Here is a 19,879-nt window from a genome sequence, read left to right as displayed (position 1 = left end):
TCTTTCTTCTTATATAATTTTATATAACTCTATTATGCTAAAATAGAATTACTTGCAATTCACCATTTTATCATAATCATAGTAAATTGTCAATTATTTTACTGCTTTTAAAATGTAATATCCTTTATTTTTACTAATAATCTCTACATTAGAAAATAATTCTTCAAGTAATTTTTTACAACTTGCCATCCCTTGTTTTTTTTGTATTACAACCCACAATTCTCCGGCTATTACTAAATGATTATAACTATCTTCCATAATTTTATGAACAATTTGCTTTCCGGCTCTTATAGGAGGATTAGTAATAACTATATCAAAGATATCTTTTACATTATCGAAAGAACTACTTTCTATTACTTCTATTTTGTTTATCACTTTATTTAATTCAATGTTTTTTTTAGCTAATTCAAGACTTCTATTATTTACATCTACCATAGTAAATGTGTAAGTTGGATTTTTTTTCGCCAGATAAATAGATATAACACCGTAACCACAACCGATATCAGCTACTTTTACGTCTAATTTTTTGCTGAAAAAACTCTCCAGCAAACTCCGAGTTCCAAAATCTATATTATCTTTTGAAAATACCCCATTATCTGTATAAAATTTTAATTTAGTATTATTAATTTCAGAATATATAATTTTCTCGCAACTATTTGTTGTCGGATTGTTAGTATAATAATGCTCCATTATAAATACTCCTTCAATCAAGAAAATAGCATACCTCAAAGTAAAACACTTGAGATATACTATTTTTGTTATTATCATCGTATCAAATATTCTCAAATAGAATATTATTGTTTATTTACATCTATCTATTTTTTATCTACTTAATAATTTAGAAATTATTTAACTTCTACAGAAGCTCCAACTTCTTCTAATTTAGCTTTAATTTCTTCAGCTTCTTCTTTAGAAGCTCCTTCTTTAACAACTGACGGTGCACCATCAACTTTTTCTTTAGCTTCTTTTAATCCGTCGCCTGTGATTTCACGAACAATTTTAATTACTTTTATTTTTGAATCACCAGCTGATGTTAATACTACATCAAACTCAGTTTTTTCTTCAGCAGCTCCGGCTACAGCAGCTCCAGCTACAGCTACAGGTGCAGCAGCAGTTACCCCGAATTCTTCTTCAATTGCTTTTACTAGGTCGTTTAATTCTAAAACTGACATTTCTTTAATAGCATCTAAAATTTGTTCTTTAGTCATTATAAATTTCCTCCGATTTTAATTATGTTTTAATTTTTTATTAAGCTTCTTGTTCAGCTTTTTGGTCTGCTACAGCTTTAACAACTAAAGCAGTATTGCGCATTGGCGCTGTCAATACAGATAGCAACATAGAAAGTAACCCATCGCGGCTTGGTAATGCGGCAATAGCTTTAATTTCTGAATAATCTGCAACTTTTCCTTCTATAACACCGGCTTTAAGTTCCAAGTTTTCATGTTCTTTAGCGAAATCATTTAAAACTCTGGCAGGCGCTACGACATCGTCTGTTGAAAAAGCAAATGCGTTCGGTCCTGTTAGAACTTCATCTAACCCCTCAACGCCGGCTTCTTTCATAGCACGACGAACTAGTGAGTTTTTATAAACTTTAAAAGTTAAACCTTCGTTACGCATATTATTACGCAGTTCTGTTACTTCTGCAACATTTAAACCACGGTAGTCAGCAATAACAACTGATGAACTAGCTTTAATTTCTTCAGCAATTTGGTTAACTAACTCTTGTTTTTTCTCAATAGCTTTTGACATTGAACTTCCTCCTAAGTAGATTTATCAATCCCAGTACCAATAAAATACCTTTTTGTATGCGAGAACATACAAAAAGGCACATAAGTTTCTTTTCGAATTTTTGTCCTCGGTAGGCTAATTAAGGATTGCTCCCCCTACTGTCTACGGTACATTTAAACTGACCTTATTAGTGTAGTATATATTTTAAATTTTGTCAATAGATTTATTAAAAATTTTTGAATTTATCAGTTACCTATCATCGAAAATTACAATCTATCAATCAATTAATTAGTTTTTTCATAATAATATTCTATTGCTTCACTCGTAAATTCTGCTACGCCCGCTCCAAATTTATTAATATTATTTCTAAATTCCGGATTTTGCGCATAGCCTTTTCCTATAAGAGAAAATACTTCTAATGTACAATCAAATCCATATTTATTTATATGATTATATAGTTTATCAATCTCTTCTTGTACTTTTTTATCATCAACACTTAAACCATCTGCTTTATATTTAGCTAATGTTTTAAACACATTATTAAACTCTTCATTAGCTATATTTTCAACGCCGCCTCTTCGTCTTTTTGCTTCTTTTATCACTTCTTTACCATACTTTTCCATTGCACGTTCTTCATACTTCTCTAAATCTTCATGTCTAAAACCTACAAATTTTTCCTCTACAGTCATCATCTTTTCTCCTTTTATATGTTCTATTGTTTTATCAATCGTTTTAAGCAACTGATCAAAACGATACTTTTCCTTTTTTATTAGTTCTCGTTGTCTGATTAAAATTTCCATGTGATCAACGTTACCATTTAAAATATTCATTATATCATGCAAAGAAAACTTTAAACACTTGTAAAACATAATCTGTTGTAACTTATCTAATTCTTTCTCACTGTACTTGCGATAACCATTCTTTTCTTTAATTGGTGACAGCAAACCTATTTCATCATAATAATGCAGTGTTCTAACACTAACACCGGAAATTTTTGACATTTCTCCTATTGTGTACATATCCACCTCCTAGTGTTTGTTTTTTACCAGCTGATATATATAGTTTACATTATAACGTAACGTTAGTGTCAATAACAAAAAAAAAATTTTTTATTGAATAAAAAACAGTCAAGTTATCACTTTTTTCTTAAATAAATTAAACAAATTTAAAAAGTGGTATAAAATTACTTGACCGTTAAATTTATTATTCAAAAACTTTCTTTAGATCTATTACTTTATTTAATGCTTCTGTTATTACAATACCGATAATCATCACAACTACCTGAGATAATAATAATGAAACATAGATTGAGGAAAATACCCCAAATTCAAATGGTACTCGTGTTGAATTATTACCACTAAAAATAGTAATTTCATAAGCGATAATCGGCATGCAAATTATCAAATATAAAATGATATTCATAATATGTCTTACATATCTGCTTTTTATAAATTTGAATACAAAGACACTTATTAATAGTGCTAATCCTGTACCAAGGGTACCGAAAAATACATCAACAATACCGAGCGGACTGAAAATATTTGCTACGGCTACACCTAATGTAATTGGAAACCAATATTTTTTACTGAACACTACTAGCTGAGATAACGATTCACTAATTCTAAACTGTATAGCACCATAAGAAAAAGGTGCAACAACTACTGTAAGTACAACATAAATCGCTGTTATTAATGCTTGTATCGTTAATATTCTAACCTTATTATCTCTCATATAAAAACTCCTTATCCTGCTCAAGAGAAAAAAATAAAACACTGAAATGAGAAATCAGTGTTTACCACAGTTTTTTTTATAGATGGATCTCTCAAACATCTTTATTATAAAATTTCTATGATAACAAAATAATTACCAATGTTTTATATGGTAACATTATCTATCTCATTAGTCAATACAAAATATAAAAAACAACAAATTTTTCTAACCTACTCATAAAAAACTTAAAAATATATTGCATTTAACTCTTTGTTATGTTAAAATTAGGTAGTTGCTTTTAGCAACACTTAATTCATTGTAATTAAGAATATTAATTAATATTTCTTAGTAATAAAAAATTCATTGCAGGAGGTGAATCGTATGCCAAACATTAAATCATCAGTTCTAAGTGTGAGAAAAGACGCTAAAACAAATGCTAGCAATACTGCTAAAAAATCAGAAATGCGTACAGCTATTAAAAAAGCTAAAGCTGCTAAAGCTGAAGGTGCTGCTAACACTGCAGAGTTAGTAAACCTTGCTTATAAAAAAATTGATAAAGCTGCTAAAACTAACCTAATTCATAAAAATACAGCTGCCAGATACAAATCAAACTTAGCTAAATAATTAAACGTTTAAAAACTACTTTGTTCTAATTTGGAATAAGTGGTTTTTTATTTTTAACACTACAAATAAAAAGAGAGCAATTCAAAAATCATGATTTCGTTAAATCTCGATTTTGTAAAGTTGCTCCCAATTCAATAAATTTGAATAAATTTCTTTAAAATAAACCTAAATCAATATACACCTACATCCAGCTACCAATAAATAATTTTGTTGGAACTATTAGTTTTTAAATCAATCCATTTTATCCTTATTTATTCATTTTATGTGTTGCTATCAGTGTATTTCTCATTAACATTGTTATTGTTAACGGCCCTACTCCTCCCGGTACCGGCGAAATATAAGCCACCTTACCTATAAATTTTTCTAAATTAACATCACCAACTAATTTTCCATTAATATAATTATTTCCTACATCAATAATAATACAATTCTCTTTTACTTTTTCGTTTCCTGATAAAAAATGTGCTTTCCCTACACAACAAACTATTATATCAGCATTCTCTATTAAAGTTTCTAATTTTTTTGTCTTTGAATGTGCTGTAATCACGGTTGCATTTTCCTGTAGTAATAAAGTAGAAACAGGTTTCCCGACAATGTTACTTCTTCCAATTACCAGTGCTAATTTCCCCTCTATTATTTCACCGGTTGACTTAATCATCTCCATAATTCCGAGCGGTGTGCAGGGAATTAACTCAGCAGACCCGGCCACTAATTTTCCTACATTTATCGGATGAAATCCATCGACGTCTTTTTCCGGATTTATAGCATTTAAAATTTTTTCTTCATCAATACTTTGTGGCAATGGTAACTGAACTAAAATACCATTTATTGTATTATCATTATTCAATTTATTTATTTCATTAAGTAACTCTTCTGTTGTAATATTTTCATCAAGTTCTACTTTTATAGACTTTATATTATTTTCTAAACATGCCTTATGTTTAAAATTGACATAGCTAAGAGAAGCTTTATTATTTCCTACTATAACTACCGCTAGAGTTGGTTCAATATTTTTTTCTCTTAAAATCCCTACTTCTTGTTTTATTTCTTCTCTTAATCGTTTTGCTAAACTTGTTCCACTAATTATTTCTGTCATTTTTTCCACCTATTTTTAATTTTGATTTACTCTCCGTTCCGTTCAAAAGTCTTTTTATATTTTTTTTGTGCATATAGATAACAAAAATACACATTGTTATCATTATATACTTATCTATTCCGACTTCAAAAATAGATAAATAAATTATTGACATTAAACATATTAAAATACTGCCCAATGATACATAACCGGTTAAAAATATTGTAGCGAAAAATATTACAATCATAACCATACTTAAAAATGGATACAAAAATATAAATACTCCCGATCCTGTTGCCACCGCTTTGCCTCCACGAAAATTTGCGAAAATAGGAAATACATGTCCTATCATTGCAAGTGCTCCGAATATCGATAAATATTCTACTCTGCCTATAACGAGTGTAGGGATAAAAATTGCGATTATTCCTTTTACAACATCCATTACAAAAACAATAATTCCTGCTTTTTTTCCAAGACACCTAAAAGTATTTGTCGTCCCGAGATTACCACTACCCATAGTCCTAATATCAACATTGTAAAATACTTTTCCCACTATTAGTGCAAAGGGAATCGCACCGATAAGATAAGCCGATATACATAACAATAAAATTTTCAATACCATAAGCATTCTCCTATCTTATGATTGCTCCATAGTTACTTAAAGCATCTAATACTTTTTCATGAGCTTCTGTCACTTCTTCATCAGTTAAAGTTTTTTCTTTATCACTATAAGTTAACGTAAGTGCTATAGATTTTTTCCCCGTAAGAAGCTCTAATCCCTCATATAAGTCAAATAATTCTATATTAGTAATAAGTTTGCTATTTACATTTTCAATTACCGAATATATATTTGCATATTCATCTTTGTTATCTACAAGCATTGCTACATCACGAGTGATTTCCGGATATTTAGTTACTTCTTCATAAAGTGGTTTAACTTTTTTCTCTGAAATAATTTCTTCTAAATTTATTTCAAAAACATAAGTTTTATTTAAACCTTTATCTCCGGCATACGCAGGATGAATTTCTCCGATAAAACCTAATCTCTTTTCTCCAAGATACATTTCCGCCGTTCTTCCGGGATGCATATTTTTCAATTTAACTGATTTGTAAGAAATTTTTTCTACTAATCCTAATCTTTCAAAAATAGTTTCTAAATATCCTTTGGCACTGTAAAAATCTATTTCCTTTTCTTCTTTTAACCATTTTGTAGAGTGTTCTACTCCTGTTAACGCTGCTGATAGATATAACTTTTCAGTTGGCTGAATATTATCGTCACCGCTACCAAAGAAAACTTTCCCTATTTCCAAAATTTTCAGATTTTTCTGCTTACGAGCTACATTATATGCTGTTGCATTTAATAATCCCGGTACAAGACTTTGACGTAATGTTGAATGTGTTTCCGTCATAGGCATAAGTAATTTTACCTTATGGTGATCTTCTAACGTAAATTCTGTGCTTTCCTTTTCGGATACTAACGAATAGTTAATTGTAACATTAAATCCTAATGTTACAAAAATTTTTCTTAAATCTCTTACCGCTCGTTGACTATAAGTTAAACCTCCTCGTGTTGTTTTAGAAAATTTAGGTAATGTAGACGCTAAATTATCATAACCGTATATTCTGATTATTTCTTCTACTAAATCTTGCTTAATTGTAATATCCGGTCTTCTTGTCGGAATTTTTACCAATAGATAATCTTCTATTTTTTCCACATTGAAGCTCAAACTTTGTAAAATATTAATAATTTTTTCTTTAGATAACTCTATTCCTAAATAATCATTAATATAATTTTCGGTAATTATTATTTCTTTATCGCTAAGTGTTTTTGCTTCTCCCACAATTGTTTCTATTGTAGCTTCCGGACATAGCTCTAAAATTAACTCGGTTGCTCTTTGTAATGCGACTTTTTGTATATTAATATCAATGCCCTTTTCGAAACGTGCAGAAGAATCACTTCTTAAACCATGGTATGCAGAAGTTTTGCGAACGGTAATAGGATTAAAATAAGCTGATTCTAAAATAATACTTGTTGTATTGCCGTTTACTTCAGTATTTTTCCCACCCATTACTCCTCCTAATGCGATGGGTTTTATACCGTCAGTTATAACTAGATCATCCTTTTGTAATTTTCTTTCAACATTATCTAAAGTTTTTAAAATTTCTCCTACCTCAGCATCACGTACTACAATATTGTCTCCGGTTAATTTCTTATCAAAAGCGTGCATTGGTTGTCCAAATTCTAACAGAACATAATTTGTTATATCCACAATATTATTAATTGGTCTAATACCCGAATTCATTAAACATGTTTGTAACCATAATGGCGAATCAACTACTGTAATATTATTTACAATCTGTGCTAAATAATTTATACAATTTTCACTTTGGATTGACACTTTTAAGTTGGTATCAGTAGTATTTTCTTCGTATTTTTTATCATTAAATTTAACCGTTTGATTATATAAAGCACCGAGTTCATAAGTCAAACCGCGCATACTCAATGCATCTGCTCTATTTGGTGTAATAGAGAGATCCAAAATATAATCATTTAATCCCAAAACTTCTACTACATCACTTCCTAGTTTTTGTTCTGTTTCAAAAATATAAATACCATCTTGATACTTTTTCGGTACAACACTTTGGTTTAAACCAAGTTCTTTTAGTGAGCAAATCATTCCCTGAGATTCCACACCACGTAATTTTGCTTTTTTAATTTTAATACCCGGTAATTTTGCACCGATTTTAGCTACTATCACATATTGTCCTGCTTTCACATTCGGCGCACCACAGACAATTTGTAAATCTTCTTTTTCTCCAACATCAACTGTGCAAACATTTAATTTTTCAGCATCCGGATGTTTTTCTTTTGATTTTACATAACCTACAACAACATTAGAAATATTTTCTGCTAAGTATTCTACACCTTCTACCTCAATTCCACCTCGTGTAATCTTTTCTGCCAGATCTTGCGCACTATCTTTAATATCTATATATTGTTTTAACCAATTATAACTTACTAACATCATCTACCTCCATTAATCATTTCTATCACTATTAAATTGTTTCAAAAATCTAACATCATTTGTATAGAAATTTCTAATATCACTAATTCCATATTTCAACATTGCTACTCGCTCCGGTCCCATACCAAATGCAAAACCGGTATACAATTCCGGATCGAAACCTGCCATCTTAAGCACATTAGGATGAACCATACCTGCTCCAAGAATTTCTAACCATTTAATATTTTCTTCATCATCTTCATTTCCCCACGATACATCAACTTCAACCGATGGCTCTGTAAATGGGAAAAAACTTGGACGTAAACGTATTTTTTTATTTTTTCCAAAAATTGCCTGAATAAAATGTTCCAATGTTCCTTTTAAATCACTAAATGTAATATTTTTATCAACTACTAATCCTTCAATTTGTGTAAATTGATGAGAATGTGTTGCATCATCATTATCACGTCTAAATACTTTACCGGGACAAATAATTTTCACAGGTCCTTTACCATTCGCCTTAAGCATTTCACGTGCTTGTACCGGTGATGTTTGTGTACGCATCAGAAGTTCATCGGTGATATAAAACGAATCTTGCATATCACGTGCCGGATGATCTTTCGGCAGATTTAACATCTCAAAATTAAATTTATCCGTTTCTACTTCCGGCCCCTCTGCAATAGCATATCCCATTGAAATAAAAATTTCTTCTATTTCTTCAATAATTTTATTTAAAGGATTTACACCACCAAGTTCTATTTTTTTACTTGGTAATGTCACATCAATTTCTTCACTCGCCAACTTTAATTCCAACGCTCGCTCTTCAATTTCCTTACGTGTTTCTTCAATACTCTGATTAATGTAATTTTTTACCTCATTAACACTTTTTCCAAAAGACGGGCGTTCTTCAGGGGCTAAGTCTTTCGCTCTCTTCATAACCTCGGTTAACTGCCCTTTTTTACCTAAAAATTTGACTTTAAGTTCATATAAAGATTTTTCATCAGAAACTTCTTTTACTAATTCAATGTATTCTCTTTTTATATTTTCTAATAAAGACATATTATCTCCTCCTAAAATTACATTATAGATATAACTTATCTAAAATAAAAAATCCCTTAGAGTTTTCTCACCCTAGGGACGAATATATCGTGGTACCACCCAAATTCGAAGCTACAATAAGCTTCCTTATATTTAAAGTGCATAACGGACACTAGCCGATTGTACTCATAACTATTACTTATACAATTACTCATAAGCTGAAAATATACACTATATTAATACAACCCTTTCAGTTAAAAAGTTGCTCCCTGTTAGAAATACACCATATACCGTCTTAATCACCGTTTTTAAAATTTATACTTAAAATAATATAATAAAACTATATCATTGTCAAATAATTATATTTTTTGAAATATTGTTATTCTATATATTTCTCTTTATTTTTTAATCGACTTATGCGATAATAAAGTAAATTTTGTGGAGGTTTTATTTATGAATATTGTTAATAACAAAAATTTATTTATCGAACAAGCAAGTGCATTAATAGCAAATGAAAGTAATCTGATTACCAACCTTTCTAATCTTTCTGCTTTTTACAAGGAATATCTCCCTGACACAAATTGGGTTGGTTTTTATTTAGTTGATTCTGTTCAAAACAACTTAGTTCTCGGTCCTTTTCAAGGAAAAGTTGCCTGTACCAGAATTCCTTTTAATAAAGGTGTGTGCGGTCATTGTTTTACTACAAAAAATACCGTATATATTGAAAATGTTCATAATTTTCCCGGTCATATAGCATGTGATAGTGCATCTAACAGTGAACTTGTTATACCTATTTTAAAAAATAACAAAGTAGTTGCTTTGTTGGATATTGATTCAACACTATTCAATAGATTTACTCAAAATGAGGTAGCTGCCTTTTCAGAAGCTACCGAAATAATTTTTGAAAAAATAAAATTTTGTTAAAAAATTAACCGTAATTAATCTTACGGTTAATTTTCTTTTATTATAAATTTTCTATGTAACTATATGCACTTTGTGCTGCTATAGCACCATCTGCCGTAGCGGTTACTACTTGACGAATATCTTTTACCCTAACGTCACCTGCCGCAAATATCCCAGCAACCCTTGTTTCAAGATTTTCCTTTGTCGGAATATATCCAACTTCATTAGTAATTCCCAGCTGTAAAAAATCTGCGGTTTGCGGTAACATTCCAACATAGATAAAGATACCATCTGCTTCTAAGGAAGTTTTCTCTCCTGTTTTCACATTTTTTAATTCTATTGACGATACTTTACGTTCTCCTTTTATTTCCAAAGGAATACTATCCCAAACGAATTCAATATTCTTTCTTGCAAAAGCTCTATCTTGTAAAATTTTCTGAGCACGTAATTTATCTCTTCGATGAATTATAGTTACTTTGCCAACCAAGTTTGATAAATATAACGCCTCTTCGATCGCAGAATCGCCGCCACCGATTACTACAACATTCTTATTTTTGAAAAATGCCCCGTCACAAACAGCACAGTAGCTAACTCCTTTTCCTGAAAAAAGTTCTTCTCCCGGAATTCCCAATGTTTTATGTTCTGAACCGGTAGCAATAATTACGGTTTTTGAAATATAAGTTTTTTCATCTGTCGTTAAATATTTTAACCCATCTTTTTCTTTAATTTCTGTAATATTTCCAAAAGCAAATTCTGTTCCAAATTTTTTAGAATGTTCAAACATTTTTTCCGATAATTCCGGGCCGGTTATTTGCTCAAAACCGGTATAATTTTCTATTTCTTCAGTAGATAACATCTGTCCACCGGGATATTTTCTTTCCAACATTAATACGGATAAGTTTGCTCTCCCTGCATAAATAGAAGCTGTCATCCCCGCAGGTCCTGCTCCTACTATTATTACATCATAGGTTTTTTCTGTCATACTTTACACCTTCTTTAAGAATTTATATACAAAATTTTCTTATCTTTATACTTTGTATTGAGTAATACTAAGTATATCAAACTTCCTATAACAAATACCAGCGAAAGAACTTGAGATATTCTAAACATCCCTAAATATAGCGAATCTGTTCTCATACCCTCTACAATAAATCTCTCTGTTCCATATAAAATTAAATATCCCACAAAAACTTCACTCTGTGATAATTTATTTCTCACCACCAATAAAATTATTAACGCCACAACACACCATAAACTTTCGTATAAAAATGTCGGTTGTCGATATGCACCGTCTATATACATATTTTCTATAATAAAATTCGGTATTAGTCTATCCTGAAGATATTTTCTTGTAACTATTCCACCAAACGCCTCATGGTTAAAGAAATTCCCCCATCTTCCCAACGCTTGTCCGATCAACAAACTTGGAGCTATTATATCCAACAATTTTATAATCTTTATATTTCTTTTTTTTGCAAAAAAATATAGCACTAAAAATCCACCTATTAAACCACCATAAATAGCAATACCGCCATCCCAAATGGCAATTATTTCACCGGGATTTTTAGAGTAATTATCCCATCTAAAAACGACGTAATATAATCTCGCAAAAATAAATGCTACCGGCAACATCCTTAATAATAAATCCAACATTATTTCATTAGGCAAACCTCGTTTGGTTGCTTCTTTTTCTGCCATTAAATACGCTATCAGCACCGTAGTTGCTATTATTATTCCATACCAATATACCGGTTTTGAAAATAAATGAAATGCTATTGGATTAATATAATTTACGGTCATATTATTCCCCCTTACTATTTCTTATATTTTTTTTTCTTATTTCTTCTTCAAGGCGATTAGTAAATTCCTCAGCAGTATTTATTCCCATTTTATTCAATCTGTAATTCATCGCTGCCGATTCTATAATAATCGCCACGTTTCTACCCGGTCGTACCGGAATAGTTTTTTTCTCAATTTTGGAATTTAAAATTTCTTTATATTCATCACTTAAACCTATACGATCATATTGCTTAGCTTCATTCCATGTTTCCAAGTGGATATTAAGCTGCAATCTTTTATCACTTCTTACTGCCCCTGTTCCAAATAAAGTCATAACATTTATAATTCCTAACCCACGAATTTCCAACAAATGTTTTATAAGGGTAGATTCACAATTACCGATTAAATAATCTTTTTCCAATTCTTTGATATCAACCCTATCATCTGCTATTAATCTATGCCCACGTTTAATAAGTTCAAGGGCAATTTCACTCTTACCAATACCACTCTCCCCTGTAATAAGCACCCCGATACCATATACTTCAATAAAAACACCGTGAATAGATATAGTAGGGGCAAATTCCTTTTGAAGATAATTAGAAATGCTCCCCATAACTTTTGTAGTATCATTTTTACTACGAAGTACCGGTGTATCATATTTATTAGAGGCTTCTATTAATTCTTTCGGAACATTTAAACCGCGGGTTACAATAATGCAAGGTGTAATACGTGTACAAAGCATTCGCATTCGTGATTTTTTTTCTATATCTGCAACTAATTTAAAAAATGATAATTCACTCGTCCCTAATATTTGAATACGCTGTGGAGAATAATAAGAAAAATATCCTGCTAATTGCAGTGCTGGACGTGATAATTCATCAGAAATAATTTTACGATCCAGTCCTTTATCACCGCTAATAATTTCTAAATTCAGCTTATCTACTAAATCCTTAGTTGTTAATTCTTTCATAAAATTATCTCCTATATTAAAATTTTTTAATAATTATTTTTCTATCATTACTATTTAAAAACATATTAAATAACGATATAAATACAGCTAAAAATAATGCTGAAGCAAATGAACTAATTTCAAAACGTGGTGCCAATAAATACGAAACCAACGTTATTAAAAATGCGTTAATAAAAACAATAAAAATACCAAATGTCATAATAATCGGTATAATACTTAACATAAATAATAGCGGGCGGATGAACATATACAACAAAGTAATTAATACTGCCCCAACAAATCCATAAATCGGTTTTTCTATTCGTAAACTATTACCAAAAAGCCCTGAAAAAGCAAGCACTATTAAAAAGTTTATGACAATACTTTTTACAAAATTCCATACAAATGATTTTCTTTCTTTCATTCATTTTCCTCTTATTATTAAAATTAAACTTTAAAATATAAGCAGGAGTCGGAGATGATTATCAAGAAAACATTATCCACTTTACAATCAGTCCTACTCCTACTCTATATTATTATAAATTATTTCGTAAATTCTTCTGTAATTTGCGGTACTACCTGTTTTTTACGAGAAACTACACCTTCTAATGTCATCAGGTCATTAGTTAACACTTTTTCAAAGGCATTTGCCACTTTATCTTTTTTATCACCAAGAACAAGAACCTCAGAGTTTGATGTTAAAATATTGGTAATAACGAAAACAAAAGCTGACAATCCTCTTTTTGATATTTCTTTATTAATTGTTTCCGTTAATTCAATTTGACGTTCCACAACTTCTTTTGCGTCAACGGTATTTATTTGAGCAATCACCAACTTATCTTCCCCTAAAATAAATTCCTTTGCATCTGATGAAATTAAAGTTTGTGCCTCTTTATCTTTTGTTGATGCACCGGCTTTCAGCATGGCTAATCCGTACTCTTCTAAATTTACTTCAGCAATACTTGCCAATTCTTCTGCTGCAATTCTGTCACGCAGTGTACATGTTGGAGATTTAAAAAGTAATGAATCTGATATAATTGCTGATAACATCAAACCTGCCATTTGCTTATCTATATGAACACTTTGCTCTTCATATATTTTTTTTAGAATAGTCCCGGTACAACCTAACGGCTCCGCTCTATAATATAACGGCCCTGATGTTTCAAAATTTGCAATACGGTGATGATCAATTACTTCACGAATAACAGCTTTTTCTATTCCGTTCGCTGACTGTTGAAACTCATTATGATCAACTAAAATTACATTTTGCCCTTCTGATACCTCAGATATTAAACGCGGTGTTCTTACATTAAAATATTCTAATGCGTATTTTGTTTCATCATTTAATTCACCTAAACGAACCGCTTCAGTATCCATTCCTTGAATTCTTTTTATGTTATTGTAGACTACCGCTGAACAAATCGAATCTGTATCTGGATTTTTATGTCCGAAAATTAAAATATTAGTCATTTCTAAACTCCTTACTGCATATAATTACTGTACTCTCTATTTTACCTTGTTTTTTTAATTTTTTCAAATTTTACTTTTGAGTTATAAATTAAAACCTTTATAATTAAAAGAAAAAGTTTGTATTAAATATAGAAAGTTTTTTACGTTTGAATTGTAATATTATAAAACACAAAAAATAGCTTCTTAATTTATACTAATTATTTCTTTTTATATGTTTTTTCTTTTTGTGCTTTTAGCTCTTTTATTTTTTTCTTTCTTTCGTCTATTCGAGCTTTTTTCTCTTCACGTTTTTGGCTTCTGACAGGTCCACGTGCGATATGTTCCTTACTATCATTTGTTACTAAGTTAGTAGGTTCTTTTTTTATCTCTATTTCTTCGTGACGTTCAACTTTTATACGAAGAAGATTTGATACTACTTCACTTTCAATTTCATCAATCATATATTCAAACATCTCATGCCCTTCGTTTTTATACTCACGAAGTGGATCAATTTGTCCATATGAACGCAAGAAAATGCCTTTTCTTAATTGATCCATTTGGTCAATATGATCTGTCCATCTGTCATCTATAGAGTTAAGAAGAATATATTTTTCAAATGAATTCATTGTATCTTCACCTAGAAGCTCACGTTTTTTCTCCAATTCTTTGTTGATTTTACGAAGCGCAAGTTCTTTAATTTCTTCATCTGACATAACTTCGGCATATTCTACATCTAAAATAGGATTTGCTCCTAAAAACTTCTCGTTTATTGATTTAACAATTTCTTCTGTTTCTTCTTTTTCGCTTTGTGCTTCCATCATTTCTCCGGCATATTGAATAGTTTTATCAACAGCTTCGCCGACCATTCTATCTATAATGTCAGTTACAACTTCATTTTCCAATACCTCATTGCGTTCACCGTACATAATCTCACGTTGTTTTCGCAAAACATCATCATACTGAAGTACTTGCTTACGTGCATCATAGTTGTTTCCTTCTACACGTTTTTGAGCACTTTCTACCGATTTACTTACCATTCTACTTTCTAATGGAGTATCATCGGCAGCACCCATAATTCGTTTAAGTCTATCTGCTCCGAATCGAACCATAAGTTCATCCTCTAGTGATAAATAAAAGCGACTATATCCCGGATCACCTTGACGTCCTGAACGTCCTCGTAACTGATTATCAATACGACGTGACTCATGGCGTTCTGTACCAATCACAGCCAAACCGCCTAATTCACGAACTCCTTCTCCTAGTTTAATATCAGTACCACGACCTGCCATGTTGGTAGCTATAGTAACAGAACCCTTTTGCCCTGCCTGTTTAATTATTTCGGCTTCACTTTCATTTTGTTTAGCATTTAAAACTTTGTGAGGTACACCATATTTGTATAGAAGTTTTGAAACAAGTTCACTGGTTTCAATAGAAACTGTACCCAAAAGAATAGGTTGCCCCGCATCATAACGTTCTTTTACTTCTTTAGCTACCGCATTAAACTTAGCATTCATATTTGAATAAATAAAATCGGGTGCATCTTCTCTTATTACAGGCATATTGGTAGGAATAGTAGTGACGTACATATTGTAAATATTTCTAAATTCTTCTTCTTCAGTTTTTGCTGTCCCTGTCATACCGCTAAGTTTTCTATACATTCTAAAGAAATTTTGGAATGTAATTGTCGCCATTGTTTTACTTTCACGTTGAATTGGAACATTTTCTTTTGCTTCAATCGCTTGATGGAGTCCTTCTGAAAAACGACGTCCCGGCATTGTACGACCTGTAAATTGGTCAACTATTAAGATTTCTCCATCTTCTGCAACAACGTAATCAACATCAAGTGCCATTGTATAATTTGCTTTTAATGCCTGATTTATATGATGTGTTAAATCTACATTTTTTAAATCATAAAGATTTTTTAGACCAAAATGATTTTCTGCTTTATCTATACCGTTTTCTGAAAGCTGAATAGCTTTTGTTTTTACATCTAATGTATAATCACCGTCACTGCCGTCTTCTTCTTCAGCACGTTTTAAAGTTTTAACAAACGCATTAGCTACATGATATAACGATGTAGATTCTTGTCCTTCACCGGAAATAATAAGTGGTGTTCTAGCTTCATCAATTAATACTGAGTCAACCTCATCAATTACAGCATAGTTTAATGGACGTTGAACACGTGCTTCAACAGATTTAACCATATTATCTCTCAAATAATCAAAACCTAATTCATTATTTGTTGAATAAGTAATATCAGCATTATACGCTTCTCTTTTTTCTTCTGAATTCATTGAGTTAAGATTAAGACCTACACTTAACCCTAAATAATTGTATAGAACTCCCATTTCTTCAGCATCACGTTGAGATAAGTATTCATTGACCGTTACAACATGAACTCCATCTCCTGCTAAAGCATTAAGATACACCGGCATTGTAGCCGTTAAAGTTTTACCTTCTCCGGTTTTCATCTCTGCAATATCCCCACGATGAAGAGCGATTCCCCCCATAATTTGCACCTTATAAGGTTTCATACCTAAAGCACGAAGCGCTCCTTCGCGTGCAGTTGCAAAAGCATCTACTAATATTTTATCTAAAATATCAGCTATTGGTTTTCCGTTATCTTTTTCTTCTTGAATGTAATCTTTAAATTCTTGTGTTTTATTTTTTAATTGTTCATCAGTTAAGTTTGAATATTCTTCGTCTTTAGCTAATACTTTATCAGCTAACTTTGCTAAATTTTTAACTTCTTTTTTATTAGCATCAAATATTTTATTTAAAATAGCCATTCATATATTCCTTCCAAAATAAATTTTATATACTATAATACATCATACAATTATAGCACTCATTTCGCTTTAAAGCAATAATTATAAAGAGATTTTAAGTATTTATTAAGTAAAATATGTTTTTATATCTTCTATTCTTCCGATAAAACAGTTGACTAATAATTATTTTAATGATAAACTAATAAGCGGTGTAAAATAATAGTAGTAGATTAATTATTATTGCCCCTATGTTATACGTTCTCACGTGGCTACTCGTAACCTATGCTACTAGGTGAAGTTCCAATTTTATAACATATACAACAATGATTAGTCATGCTTTTTGTTTTATACACAAAAAACAAAAAGATTAAAGGAGGAGCATATTCATGGCTCGTTTTACAGGTTCAACTTGGAAAAAATCTCGTCGTTTAGGTATCTCTCTAAGCGGCACAGGTAAGGAGTTATCTAAACGTCCTTACGCACCGGGACAACATGGTCCAATTTTGAGAAAAAAACTATCTGAATACGGATTACAATTACAAGAAAAACAAAAACTTCGTTACCTACACGGTATGAACGAAAAACAATTCCGTAAATTATTTGATAAAGCAGGAAAAATGCAAGGTCTTCACGGTGAAAACTTTATGGCATTACTTGCGACTCGTTTAGATTCAGTAGTTTACAGCTTAGGTTTAGCCAGAACTAATCGTCAAGCTAGACAATTGGTTAACCATGGTCATGTGCTTGTTGATGGTAAAAAAGTTGACATCGCTTCTTATGCACTTAAACCGGGACAAGTGGTTTCAATAAGAGAAAAATCAAGAAACTTGGAAATCGTTAAAGAAGCTGTAGAAATCACCAACTTTATTCCTGAATACTTAACTTTTGATGCTGATAAATTAGAAGGATCATTAGTAAGATTACCGGAAAGAAGTGAACTACATCCGGAAATTAACGAACAACTTATTGTTGAGTACTACAACAGATAATCTCTTTATCAAAGAAACTCAATACCATTTAAACCTACTCAGTTACTTTTGAGTAGGTTTTTCATTAACTATAATATAAATAGATTAATTAGTTTTCTAAGCTTTATAATTCTCCAATCTAATAGTCGTATTCAATAGAAACTATGCCTTTTTCATTATTATCATCTATAATTTCAAGTACATCATCATCAATCAATTGTCTTAATATATTGGCATTATCTTCATCAATCTTAAAAATAATTTTCTTTATTTTCTTTATACCGTTGGGATGGATAAAATTTATAGGTTTCGGGTCTACACTGAAATAACTCATTAAAAATGGAAAATTTACTCCTTCCGGAAAGAAACATCTATATTGTAAATTTCTACCTTTTGTATCAACTCTTTTAAGGTTATTAAATAATATTCCCTTTATACCTTTCTTTTTTAAAAACTCAACTTCTTCGTCTAAACTGCCAAAATCTTTCTCTAGGCAAAAACCGCATAATCCCTCATCACAGGTATCCCAATAATGAAATCTTTCCATTTTTTTACTTACGCCGAATAATTTACTTAACAGTTTTACAATTTTAGGAATTCCCGTATTTTGCAATAATTCAATATAAGCCCCCTCGCTAAAATATATCAAAGCATTAATAGGATTTTCTTTTCTGCCATATTCAACTTCAAATCCTTTATTTTCCCATTCCTTAACAGCAGCCTGTAAATTATTTACTTTATATACTATATGTCCACTTCTCATAATTCATCTCCATAAAATTTAATTTATTTCCTAAATATCTTCTAATATTGTATCATTATATCATTCTTAAATCTTTTTTTCTACCATTAAAAGTTCTACTTATCCACAACGATTTTATTAATTTTTAATACTTACAAAACCGTCATAACTGCTATTGTATTTCTTAATATTATAGTTAATGAGAAATTCTTTTATATATCCATAATTTAACGTTCTTTTGTTTCTTTTAACAATTTTTATCTCTATATAGAAAAAATCGGTAGATTTTAAAAATCTACCGATTATCTATTTTTAATATTTTTTGTTGCCACATCTTCACCAAACCATTTTTTCGAAATATCTTGAAATTTTTTTCTTGATATAATTTTTTAAAAGCTGAATTTATTTTTCCAACAAGTGTTTTATCCGCTTTCCTTGCTCCGACAGAAAATGATTCACTCTCAAAGCCTGCACTAAATATATTATATTCTGATAATTTATTTTGTTGTTTTAAATAATAATTTGCATATACTCTATCAATTAATAATGCTTCTATACGTTCATTCTCCAAATCTATTATTGCTTCGTTAAAACTCTCGTATTGTGTCGCATCATTACCTTTTACAAAATCTTTTAGAACTTTTGGCTCTGCATTAAAAATATCGTAACCGGAAGAACCATTCTGTGCTCCAAGAACTTTTTCTTTTAATTCACTTACCTTTGTTATTCCGGAAGTTTTCTTTGTAACAATTACCTGTTCATTAATCATATAATCATCTGTAAATAAAACGTTTTGTTCTCTTTCTTTTGTTCTTGAATATCCATTCCATATTAAATCAATATTACCATTTTTTAATTCTGTTTCTTTTAAATCCCAATTAATAGCTTGCCACTCTACACTAATTCCATATTCAGCAAAAACAGCATTTGCCAAATCAATATCAAAACCGATATTTGCACCGCTTTTATCTTGAAATCCCATCGGTACAAAAGTATTATCAAAACCAATTACTATTTTTTTAGAATTTTCAAATTCTTTCCAGTTATCATTTTTAGGTTTATTCGCCCCACCACTGGCACAACCTGTTAACAATATAAAAGTAGTGATTATATAAAGTATAATTTTTATTTTTTTCATATT

At 30.6% G+C, this 19,879-nt stretch carries 19 protein-coding genes, 1 pseudogene and 1 other annotated feature; of the genes and pseudogenes, 3 read left to right on the top strand and 17 right to left on the bottom strand.

Features of this window, described 5'->3' with window-relative positions:
* Positions 1 to 93: 93 nt before the first annotated feature.
* The 5 genes from BQ7358_RS06625 to BQ7358_RS06605 all read right to left on the bottom strand — a co-directional run bounded on the left by BQ7358_RS06625 (position 94) and on the right by BQ7358_RS06605 (position 3,459).
* Positions 94 to 690 carry a class I SAM-dependent methyltransferase gene (locus BQ7358_RS06625; RefSeq protein ID WP_062173646.1) on the bottom strand — a complete coding sequence of 199 codons (597 nt, stop codon included), beginning with the start codon at positions 688 to 690 and terminating at the stop codon, positions 94 to 96.
* A 155-nt stretch (positions 691 to 845) separates the two neighbouring features.
* Complete coding sequence (gene rplL, locus BQ7358_RS06620) at positions 846 to 1,208, bottom strand: 50S ribosomal protein L7/L12 (protein WP_072520390.1); 363 nt, start codon at positions 1,206 to 1,208, stop codon at positions 846 to 848.
* Between the two features lie 40 nt (positions 1,209 to 1,248).
* Complete coding sequence (gene rplJ, locus BQ7358_RS06615; protein ID WP_062173648.1) at positions 1,249 to 1,749, bottom strand: 50S ribosomal protein L10; 501 nt, start codon at positions 1,747 to 1,749, stop codon at positions 1,249 to 1,251.
* Positions 1,750 to 1,781: 32 nt separating this feature from the next.
* Positions 1,782 to 1,914 (bottom strand) — a sequence feature (ribosomal protein L10 leader region).
* 98 nt (positions 1,915 to 2,012) lie between these two features.
* Entirely contained in the window at positions 2,013 to 2,747 is a 735-nt protein-coding gene (locus tag BQ7358_RS06610) for a MerR family transcriptional regulator (protein ID WP_062173650.1), read from the bottom strand.
* A 184-nt stretch (positions 2,748 to 2,931) separates the two neighbouring features.
* The gene (locus BQ7358_RS06605) at positions 2,932 to 3,459 is read right to left on the bottom strand and encodes a QueT transporter family protein (protein ID WP_062173652.1); all 528 of its coding nucleotides are present in this window, start codon (positions 3,457 to 3,459) and stop codon (positions 2,932 to 2,934) included.
* A gap of 360 nt (positions 3,460 to 3,819) precedes the next feature.
* Between BQ7358_RS06605 and rpsT the strand changes: the two genes are divergently transcribed.
* Positions 3,820 to 4,062, top strand: a complete 243-nt coding sequence (rpsT, locus tag BQ7358_RS06600) for a 30S ribosomal protein S20 (RefSeq protein ID WP_062173654.1) — start codon at positions 3,820 to 3,822, stop codon at positions 4,060 to 4,062.
* A 247-nt stretch (positions 4,063 to 4,309) separates the two neighbouring features.
* On the opposite strand, the gene BQ7358_RS06595 is transcribed toward rpsT, so the two are convergent.
* The 4 genes from BQ7358_RS06595 to pheS are packed head-to-tail and all read right to left on the bottom strand — an operon-like array spanning position 4,310 to position 9,201.
* Entirely contained in the window at positions 4,310 to 5,158 is an 849-nt protein-coding gene (locus tag BQ7358_RS06595; RefSeq protein ID WP_062173656.1) for a bifunctional 5,10-methylenetetrahydrofolate dehydrogenase/5,10-methenyltetrahydrofolate cyclohydrolase, read from the bottom strand.
* Positions 5,142 to 5,759: a glycerol-3-phosphate 1-O-acyltransferase PlsY gene (gene plsY / locus BQ7358_RS06590; RefSeq protein ID WP_062173659.1), complete on the bottom strand. Its 618-nt coding sequence runs from the start codon at positions 5,757 to 5,759 to the stop codon at positions 5,142 to 5,144. Before plsY ends, BQ7358_RS06595 begins: the two co-directional genes overlap by 17 nt.
* 10 nt (positions 5,760 to 5,769) lie before the next feature.
* Positions 5,770 to 8,163, bottom strand: coding sequence for a phenylalanine--tRNA ligase subunit beta (gene pheT, locus BQ7358_RS06585; RefSeq protein WP_072520389.1), 2,394 nt, complete (start codon positions 8,161 to 8,163; stop codon positions 5,770 to 5,772).
* 12 nt (positions 8,164 to 8,175) lie between these two features.
* Positions 8,176 to 9,201: a phenylalanine--tRNA ligase subunit alpha gene (gene pheS / locus BQ7358_RS06580; RefSeq protein WP_072520388.1), complete on the bottom strand. Its 1,026-nt coding sequence runs from the start codon at positions 9,199 to 9,201 to the stop codon at positions 8,176 to 8,178.
* Between the two features lie 432 nt (positions 9,202 to 9,633).
* On the opposite strand from pheS, the gene BQ7358_RS06575 reads away from it, so the two are divergent.
* Positions 9,634 to 10,104 (top strand): GAF domain-containing protein, encoded by a 471-nt coding sequence (locus BQ7358_RS06575; protein ID WP_062173666.1) that lies wholly within the window; start codon positions 9,634 to 9,636, stop codon positions 10,102 to 10,104.
* A 40-nt stretch (positions 10,105 to 10,144) separates the two neighbouring features.
* Here the strand turns inward: BQ7358_RS06575 and trxB are convergent, their stop codons facing one another.
* From trxB to secA, 6 genes are all read right to left on the bottom strand, one after another.
* Complete coding sequence (trxB, locus tag BQ7358_RS06570) at positions 10,145 to 11,065, bottom strand: thioredoxin-disulfide reductase (protein ID WP_062173668.1); 921 nt, start codon at positions 11,063 to 11,065, stop codon at positions 10,145 to 10,147.
* A gap of 14 nt (positions 11,066 to 11,079) precedes the next feature.
* Complete coding sequence (lgt, locus tag BQ7358_RS06565) at positions 11,080 to 11,883, bottom strand: prolipoprotein diacylglyceryl transferase (RefSeq protein WP_062173670.1); 804 nt, start codon at positions 11,881 to 11,883, stop codon at positions 11,080 to 11,082.
* Between the two features lies 1 nt (position 11,884).
* The gene (gene hprK / locus BQ7358_RS06560) at positions 11,885 to 12,832 is read right to left on the bottom strand and encodes an HPr(Ser) kinase/phosphatase (protein ID WP_021752320.1); all 948 of its coding nucleotides are present in this window, start codon (positions 12,830 to 12,832) and stop codon (positions 11,885 to 11,887) included.
* A gap of 16 nt (positions 12,833 to 12,848) precedes the next feature.
* Positions 12,849 to 13,235: a phage holin family protein gene (locus BQ7358_RS06555; protein ID WP_062173673.1), complete on the bottom strand. Its 387-nt coding sequence runs from the start codon at positions 13,233 to 13,235 to the stop codon at positions 12,849 to 12,851.
* 119 nt (positions 13,236 to 13,354) lie between these two features.
* The gene (locus BQ7358_RS06550) at positions 13,355 to 14,281 is read right to left on the bottom strand and encodes a manganese-dependent inorganic pyrophosphatase (RefSeq protein ID WP_062173675.1); all 927 of its coding nucleotides are present in this window, start codon (positions 14,279 to 14,281) and stop codon (positions 13,355 to 13,357) included.
* Between the two features lie 197 nt (positions 14,282 to 14,478).
* A complete protein-coding gene (gene secA / locus BQ7358_RS06545) occupies positions 14,479 to 17,049 on the bottom strand; it encodes a preprotein translocase subunit SecA (RefSeq protein WP_072520387.1) in 2,571 nt (856 codons plus the stop codon).
* 365 nt (positions 17,050 to 17,414) lie between these two features.
* Between secA and rpsD the strand changes: the two genes are divergently transcribed.
* Complete coding sequence (gene rpsD / locus BQ7358_RS06540; protein ID WP_062173680.1) at positions 17,415 to 18,017, top strand: 30S ribosomal protein S4; 603 nt, start codon at positions 17,415 to 17,417, stop codon at positions 18,015 to 18,017.
* A 118-nt stretch (positions 18,018 to 18,135) separates the two neighbouring features.
* Here the strand turns inward: rpsD and BQ7358_RS06535 are convergent, their stop codons facing one another.
* Positions 18,136 to 18,759, bottom strand: a complete 624-nt coding sequence (locus BQ7358_RS06535) for a VOC family protein (RefSeq protein ID WP_082729127.1) — start codon at positions 18,757 to 18,759, stop codon at positions 18,136 to 18,138.
* A gap of 281 nt (positions 18,760 to 19,040) precedes the next feature.
* Positions 19,041 to 19,876, bottom strand: a pseudogene (locus BQ7358_RS06530) (amino acid ABC transporter substrate-binding protein).
* Positions 19,877 to 19,879 lie beyond the last annotated feature (3 nt).

Origin of the sequence: Gemella massiliensis (assembly GCF_900120125.1) — a bacterium.
Taxonomy (GTDB): Bacteria; Bacillota; Bacilli; order Staphylococcales; family Gemellaceae; genus Gemella; species Gemella massiliensis.
This window is presented reverse-complemented; position numbering and strand designations above follow the sequence as displayed.